5 protein-coding genes are annotated in these 6085 nt (G+C 73.9%); 2 read left to right on the forward strand and 3 right to left on the reverse strand.

Going from position 1 to position 6085, the window contains the following annotated elements; translation table 11 throughout:
* Nucleotides 1-150: 150 nt before the first annotated feature.
* The 3 genes from AC08OP_RS18990 to gabT form a co-directional block, all read right to left on the reverse strand.
* Nucleotides 151-1131, reverse strand: coding sequence for a diacylglycerol/lipid kinase family protein (locus AC08OP_RS18990; protein WP_476615420.1), 981 nt, complete (start codon nt 1129-1131; stop codon nt 151-153).
* Between the two features lie 80 nt (nt 1132-1211).
* Nucleotides 1212-1856, reverse strand: coding sequence for a DUF6758 family protein (locus AC08OP_RS18995; protein ID WP_476615421.1), 645 nt, complete (start codon nt 1854-1856; stop codon nt 1212-1214).
* A 175-nt stretch (nt 1857-2031) separates the two neighbouring features.
* On the reverse strand, nt 2032-3459 hold the full coding sequence (gabT, locus tag AC08OP_RS19000) for a 4-aminobutyrate--2-oxoglutarate transaminase (protein WP_476615422.1): 1428 nt from the start codon (nt 3457-3459) through the stop codon (nt 2032-2034).
* Nucleotides 3460-3754: 295 nt separating this feature from the next.
* Between gabT and AC08OP_RS19005 the strand changes: the two genes are divergently transcribed.
* Together AC08OP_RS19005 and AC08OP_RS19010 are read left to right on the forward strand one after the other, a co-directional pair.
* On the forward strand, nt 3755-5197 hold the full coding sequence (locus AC08OP_RS19005) for an aldehyde dehydrogenase family protein (RefSeq protein WP_462203433.1): 1443 nt from the start codon (nt 3755-3757) through the stop codon (nt 5195-5197).
* 78 nt (nt 5198-5275) lie between these two features.
* On the forward strand, nt 5276-6085 hold an 810-nt coding region (locus tag AC08OP_RS19010; protein WP_476615423.1), incomplete at its 3' end, for a PHP domain-containing protein.

Genomic DNA, 6085 nt, shown 5'->3' on the forward strand with positions numbered 1-6085 from the left:
AGGCAGCCGGCCGCATCGACTACCATGCGACCCCCGAGATCACACTGACCCCCGAGACCACGCCGAGGCCCGAGACCGCGGACCCGGCCGAACCCACCGCGGCCGAACCCACGGCAGCCGAATCCGACCGCCCGGCGCCGGAATCCGGCTTCAGGACGCCGGAATAACCGGCACGAGCAGCCGCAGGGCACCGGGGCGCACGACAATCTCCGCTGGCAGCGACGCCAGCGGATCGCCGTCGGCGTAGACGGCGAAGGGCCGGTCGGCCTCGACGCGCACCCGCCGGGCCCGCAGCACCCGCACGTGCCGGGTGTCGACGTGATGCCCGGAGAACACCCGCGGGAACAGCGCCAGGAACGTCAGGCGGGAGGTCCGCGAGATCAGCAGGACGTCCAGCAGTCCGTCGGCGATGTCCGCCCCCGGGGCGAACCGCATCCCGCCGCCGTAATACGCCGAGTTCGCCGCCGCGACCGTCCACCCGACCAGGTCCCGAGGTGCGAGGTCGTCCACCGTCACCGTGAAGCGCGCCGGGCGCCAGGCAGCCAGCGCCCGCAGCGCCGCGTAGGTGTAGACCTGCTGGCCGCGCAGGAACCGGGTCCGGTTGGCGATCACCTGGACGTCGGAGTCGTAGCCGACGCTCGCGATCCCGAGAAACGGCCGGCCGCCGACCTCGGGCAGGTCGACCCGGCGTTCCCGGGCGTGCGCGAGCCCGGCCGCGACGCGGCACGGGTCGCGGGGCAGGCCGAGACCACGCACGAAGTCGTTGCCGCGCCCGCCGGGGAGCACCGCGAGCACGCCGCCGCAGCGGGCCACCCCCCCTGCCACCGCGCCGGCTAGGCCGTCGCCCCCGAGCGCGACCACGACCCGGCCCTGGGCGGTGGCCGCCGCCGCGAGATCGTCCGCATGGGCGAGGTCGCGGGTCGGGGTGACCCGGACGTCCCGTGCCCAGCGCGCGAGCTCGGCGCGGACGCCGTCAAGCATCCGCATCGCCCGCCCGTGACCCGCGCTCGGGTTGACGATCACGGCCAGCCGGTTACGGTCGACCTCGGCGGGTTCGACCCGGACCGGCTGCGGCGCCACCGTACCGAGGCTTCCCCAGGAGGATGTGCGGGAGGCAGCGGCGTCCGTCATGGTGAGCGAGCTTACGGGCGGGTGCACCAGGTCCCCCAGCGGCCGGGGTTCCGGGGCCGGGGTTCCGTGACCATGGCGGCTCACCGCCCGGGCAGCGGCCCCGCGGACAGATGCTGGCTCGAGGCGCCGAAGAACGACCGCTCGCCGAGCTGCGGATCGTCGCGCAGGTCCCGCAGCACGAGGTGTTCCAGCAGGAGCAGGGCCGCGTCGGCCGGCCAGAGCACCAGCCACAGCCACACCCCCCGGGCCTCCCCGACGAACGCCGCCCGATCGGGGGGTACGACCAGCGGCCACAACGCCGTGGGATGCCCGGCGGCCTCGACCTTCGCCTCCGGTACGCCGGGCAGCGGTTCGGGATCGGGACCGCTGATGCCCGCGAGCCGGGCGCCGAGTCCCACCCGAGGCGCCTCGGCGACAAGCACCATCTCGGCCGGCCCGCCCAACGGGGAGGGCCCGGCGGCGGCGACTGCCGTAGCACGCGGCCCGGTACGCTCGTCACCGGCCCAGCCGACACCGCTGACGTACCAGTGGACCGGCATCGGCTGCGGCAACCAGACCGGGACCGTCGAGGTCCTCGACAGCGCGTGGAGCGCCTGTTCCCGCGACGACACCGCAGTGCGGTAGGGACTCACCTCCCCGTGATCGTCACACCGCCACTGGCTGCTCCACAGATCGGGTGGACGCAGCGGTCCGAGACAGCGCGGGCAGGCCGCAGCAATGGTCACCGGGCGCCTCCTGGCGTAGGTGGAGATGTCGCCGAACATCGGCACTCCGGCACCGGTATGCCCTCGGCTTTCCACCCGCAATCGCCCCACCAGGTTTCCACCCGCAATCGCCCCACCTGGGCAGATGTGCCGAACAGCCGGGTGCGCCACCCCTCCGTCACCCTCCAGCCCTCCGTCACGCCTCCGGGCGGGCCGGGAAGGGAGGCTGACGGCGCGCCGCGAGCTCCGCGAACGCCTCGTCGAGGAGATCGAGGCCGGCCAGCAGCAACGACTCCTCAATCACCAGCGGTGGCAGCAGCCGGAGCACGTTGCCCCAGGTGCCCGCGGTGAGCACGATCAGGCCGCGACGATGGCAGGCCGCGGCCGCGGCGGCGGTGAGAACCTTGTCCGGGCTGTCGTCGCCGGCGCCCCGGACCAGCTCCAGGGCGACCATCGCGCCCCGCCCCCGGACGTCCCCGACGAAGTCGTACCGCTCGCGCAACGCGTGCAGGCGGGGCAGGGCGATCTCGCCGATCCGGCGGGCCCGGCCGGCCAGGCCCACGGACTCGATGAGGTCGATCGCGGCGAGAGCCGCAGCGCAGGCCGCCGGATTCCCCCCGTAGGTGCCGCCGAGCCCGCCGGCCTGGGGGGCATCCATGATCTCCGGACGGCCGGTGACGGCCGCGAGCGGCAAGCCGCCGGCGATGCCCTTGGCGGTGGCGATGAGATCCGGGACGACACCTTCATGCTCGCAGGCGAACATCGTCCCGGTCCGGGCGAACCCGGTCTGCACCTCGTCCGCCACGAACACGATCCCCGAAGCCGTACAGAACTCGGCGAGGCGGGGCAGGAACCCGGTCCCGGGGACGATGAAACCGCCCTCCCCCTGGATCGGCTCGATGACCATCGCGGCGACGGACGCGGCTCCGATCTCGTCCCGCACGAGCTCGATCACCCGCTCGGCGGCCTCCTCCCCGCAGCGGTCGGGACCGGTCGGCCAGCGGTAGGGATACGCCAGCGGCATCCGGTAGACCTCGGGCGCGAACGGCCCGAACCCGCTCTTGTAGGGCATCGACTTCGCGGTCATCGCCATCGTCAGGTTCGTCCGGCCATGGTAGGCGTGCTCAAAGACGACGACCGCGTCCCGGCCGGTCGCACTACGCGCGATCTTGACGGCGTTCTCGACGGCCTCCGCTCCGGAGTTGAACAATACCGAGCGCTTCTCGTGGGTACCCGGCGTCAGCCGGTTCAGCGCCTCGCAGACGGCGATATAGCCCTCGTACGGCGTCACCATGAAGCAGGTGTGGGTGAACCGGCCAATCTGCTCGCGCACGGCCTCGACGACCTCGTCCGCGGCGTTGCCGACGCTGACCACCGCGATCCCCGAACCGAAGTCGATGAGCGAGTTGCCGTCCACGTCGACCACGACCCCGCCGCCCGCCGCGTGCGCGTAGACCGGGAGGGTCTCACCGACCCCCCGGGCCACGGCGCCGGCGCGGCGCGCGGCGAGTGCCCGGGACCGCGGGCCGGGGATCTCGGTGTACAGACGCAGCTCCTGGGGCAGCCGCGGGCCGCCGGTGGCGGGCAGGCCGGTTCCGGTCGCCGCCTGGTTAGGAATGGTCATCGTCGGCTCCTACCTGATCGTCTGCCTGCGCACATACCCTGTCCACGGCCACGGCCACGGCCACGGCCACGGCCACGGCCACCCGCGCCGCGGCCCTGGCCTGGCCTGGCCTGGCCTGGCCTGGCCATCGTCCCCCGCCGCCGGGATCCGGTCGGTGGTCCTCGGGCGGGACCGGGCGCGCCGCCGGCACCCCGCCCGCACGGGCGCCTAGAATGAGCTCGATGGTGATGACGACGGCAGGCGGCCCGACGCCAGGCGGCCCGATGGCCGCCCGCGCCGACCGGTCATCCGCGCGATGAGCGAGCCGACGCCGTTCTGGCTGGCAGGCAAGCCGGCCACCGGGCCGGCGGCGACCACCGTCCGGCACCCGTTCGACGGCGCGGAGGTCGCTGTCGTCGCGCAGCCGGACCCCGACCAGGTTGAGACGGCCGTGGCCGCCGCGGCGGCGGTCGCGCCAGCGTTCGCGGCGCTGCCGGCCCACGTCCGCGCCGGCGCGCTCGCCGCCGTGTCGAAGGAGATCGCCCGTCGGGGCGACGAACTGGCCCGTCTCATCACCGCGGAGAGCGGTAAGCCGCTGACCTGGTCGCGTGCCGAGGTGGCCCGGGCGAGCTCCACCTTCCGCTGGGGGGCGGAGGAGGCCCGGCGCTTCGCCGGGGAGCTGACCAGGCTGGACACCGATCCCACCGGGGAGGGACGGCTCGCGCTCACCCGGCGTTTCCCCCGCGGGCCCGTGCTGGGCATCACCCCCTTCAACTTCCCGCTCAACCTGGTCGCCCACAAGGTGGCGCCAGCGCTGGCGGTCGGCGCGCCGATCATCGTGAAGCCGGCCCCGCGCACGCCGCTGTCGGCGCTGTTCCTCGGCGACCTGCTCGCCGACGCCGGCTTGCCCGAGGGGTCGTGGTCGGTCCTCCCGATCCCCAACGACCGCCTCGGCCCGCTCATCGCAGACCCTCGGCTGCCTGTGGTGTCCTTCACCGGTTCCGGCCCGGTGGGCTGGTCCATCCGCGACGCGGTCCCCCGCAAGCACGTGGTCCTCGAACTCGGCGGGAACGCGGCGGTGCTGGTCGCCGCCGACTACGCGGCTCCCGCCGACCTGGCCCGGGCCGCCGGCCGCATCGCCCTGTTCGCCAACTACCAGGCCGGCCAGTCGTGCATCGCCGTGCAGCGGGTCTACGCAGACCGCACGATCATCGACGAGCTGCTCGCCGAGATCGTCGCCGCCGTGCGGGCGCTGCACGACGGGGATCCGGCCGACCCGGCCACCGACGTGGGGCCGCTGATCGACGTCGCGGCGGCGGAACGGGTCGAAGCGTGGATCATCGAGGCCGTCGAGGCGGGGGCGACACTCGTCTGCGGCGGGACGCGCCACGGCACGAGTCTCAGCCCGGCCGTACTGACCGACGTTCCGCTCACCGCCAAGGTGGTAGGCGAGGAGGTCTTCGGCCCAGTGATCGTCGTGGCGGCGGTCGACGGCGTCAACGAGGGCTTCGCCCGGATCAACGACAGCGCCTACGGCCTGCAGGCCGGGGTGTTCACCCACGACCTGGCCACCGCGTTCCGCGCCCACCGGGAGCTCCAGGTCGGGGGGGTCGTCATCGGCGACGTCCCGTCGTACCGGGCCGACCAGATGCCCTACGGTGGGACGAAGGGTTCCGGCATCGGGCGGGAGGGGGTCCGCTCGGCCATGACCGACCTCACCGAGGAGCGGGTGCTGGTCCTGACCGATCTGGACCTGTAGGCCTCACCTCCCGCCCGCCGCCACCGCCTGCCGCCCACATCATCGCCTCGCGGCGAAAAGCTGCCACTATGAAGCATTATGGAGCGGGTGGCCATCGACCTGCACACCCATTCGACCGCCTCGGACGGCCTGGAGTCACCGGAGAACCTCGTCCGGCTCGCGGCCGGGCAGGGCCTGTCGGTCCTCGCGCTCACCGACCACGACACCATCGCGGGCATCGGCCGCGCGGCCGCGGCCCTGCCGGCCGGGCTGACCCTGGTGCCGGGCACCGAGATCTCCTGCCAGGTCGAGGTAGCAGGTGCCTGGGTATCCCTGCACGTGCTGGCCTACCTGTTCGACCCGGCCGAGCCGGCGTTCGCGGCAGCCCGGGCCCGGGTGCGAGAACATCGCGCCACCCGGGCCCGTCGGATGGTCGACCGGCTCACCGCGGACGGGCATCCGGTGCGCTGGGAACGGGTCTTGGAGCTGGCGGCCGGCACGGTGGGCCGGCCCCACATCGCCGCGGTCATGGTCGAGACCGGGCTGATCCCCGAGGTGGCGGCCGCGTTCAGCAACCGGTGGATCGGCGCGGGCGGACCGTACTGGGTGGGCAAGGAGCAGCCGGACGTCTGGGAGGCGCTTCGCCTCATCCACGGCGCCGGCGGGGTGAGCGTGTTCGCGCACCCGTTCGCGAGCAGGCGCGGCGTCACGGTCGGTCCCGAGGTGATCGAGGCGATGGCGAAGGCGGGCCTGACCGGCCTCGAGGTCGATCACCCCGATCACCTACCCGTCGAGCGGCGCCGGCTACGTGGCCTCGCTGCCGAGCTCTCGCTGGTGGCGACCGGTTCCAGTGACTTCCACGGCGCCAGCAAGCCTCAGGGGCTCGGGGCCGAGACCACCTCCCGGGAG

Source organism: Frankia sp. CeRuru1 (assembly GCF_977966315.1).

Coding starts and splice junctions, on each gene's coding strand:
- AC08OP_RS18990 (WP_476615420.1), bottom strand. CDS start 1,131: ATGACGGACGCCGCTGCCTCCCGCACATCCTCCTGGGGAAGCCTCGGT.
- AC08OP_RS19005 (WP_462203433.1), top strand. CDS start 3,755: ATGAGCGAGCCGACGCCGTTCTGGCTGGCAGGCAAGCCGGCCACCGGG.
- gabT (WP_476615422.1), bottom strand. CDS start 3,459: ATGACCATTCCTAACCAGGCGGCGACCGGAACCGGCCTGCCCGCCACC.